Origin of the sequence: Silicimonas lutimaris (genome assembly GCF_047314965.1) — a bacterium.
GTDB lineage: Bacteria > Pseudomonadota > Alphaproteobacteria > Rhodobacterales > Rhodobacteraceae > JAVJUV01.
On record NZ_JBLBVK010000018.1, the window covers coordinates 1 to 1,177 of the forward strand.

Annotated in this window: 1 protein-coding gene; it reads right to left on the bottom strand. The window is 61.9% G+C overall.

Annotated features, from left to right (window positions below):
• Positions 1 to 1,176, bottom strand: a complete 1,176-nt coding sequence (tuf, locus tag ACKLNI_RS00670) for an elongation factor Tu (protein WP_413717062.1) — start codon at positions 1,174 to 1,176, stop codon at positions 1 to 3.
• Between the last annotated feature and the right edge of the window lies 1 nt (position 1,177).

The following is a 1,177-nucleotide window of genomic DNA, read 5'->3' on the forward strand; positions in this document are numbered from 1 at the left end:
TTACTCGATGATTTTCGAGACGACGCCTGCGCCGACGGTGCGTCCGCCTTCACGGATGGCGAAGCGGAGCTTCTCTTCCATCGCAATCGGGGCGATCAGTTCCACCGTGAACGACACGTTGTCGCCCGGCATCACCATCTCGGTGCCAGCCGCCAGCGTCACCGTCCCGGTCACGTCCGTCGTCCGGAAGTAGAACTGCGGGCGATAGTTCGCGAAGAACGGCGTGTGACGGCCACCCTCTTCCTTCGTCAGGATGTAGGCTTCCGCTTCGAACTTCGTGTGCGGCTTCACCGAACCCGGCTTGCACAGAACCTGACCACGCTCGACCGCGTCACGGTCGATGCCGCGCAGCAGCGCGCCGATGTTGTCGCCGGCCTCACCACGATCCAGAAGCTTGCGGAACATCTCGACGCCCGTGCAGGTCGTCTTCTGCGTCGCCTTGATGCCCACGATCTCCAGTTCGTCGCCAACGTTCACGACGCCACGCTCCACACGGCCGGTCACAACCGTGCCGCGGCCCGAGATCGAGAACACGTCTTCGATCGGCATCAGGAACGGCTGGTCAACAGCCCGTTCCGGCGTCGGGATGTAGCTGTCAACAGCTTCCATCAGCGCACGGATCGAGTTCTCGCCAATCTCCGGATCACGGCCTTCCATCGCCGCAAGCGCCGAACCACGAATGATCGGAATGTCGTCGCCGGGATACTCGTAGCTCGACAGAAGCTCGCGGATCTCCATCTCCACAAGCTCCAGAAGCTCCTCGTCGTCCACCTGGTCAACCTTGTTCATGTACACAACCAGCGCAGGAATGCCGACCTGGCGGCCCAGCAGGATGTGCTCGCGCGTCTGCGGCATCGGGCCGTCAGCAGCGTTCACGACAAGAATCGCGCCGTCCATCTGCGCCGCACCCGTGATCATGTTCTTCACGTAGTCCGCGTGGCCGGGGCAGTCGACGTGCGCATAGTGACGCGCAGGCGTCTCGTACTCAACGTGCGCCGTCGAAATCGTGATCCCGCGCGCCTTCTCTTCCGGTGCGCCGTCAATCTGGTCATACGCGCGGAACTCGCCGAAATACTTCGTGATCGCAGCCGTCAGCGTCGTCTTGCCATGGTCAACGTGGCCAATCGTGCCAATGTTAACGTGCGGTTTCGTTCTCTCAAACTTTGCCTTTGCCATC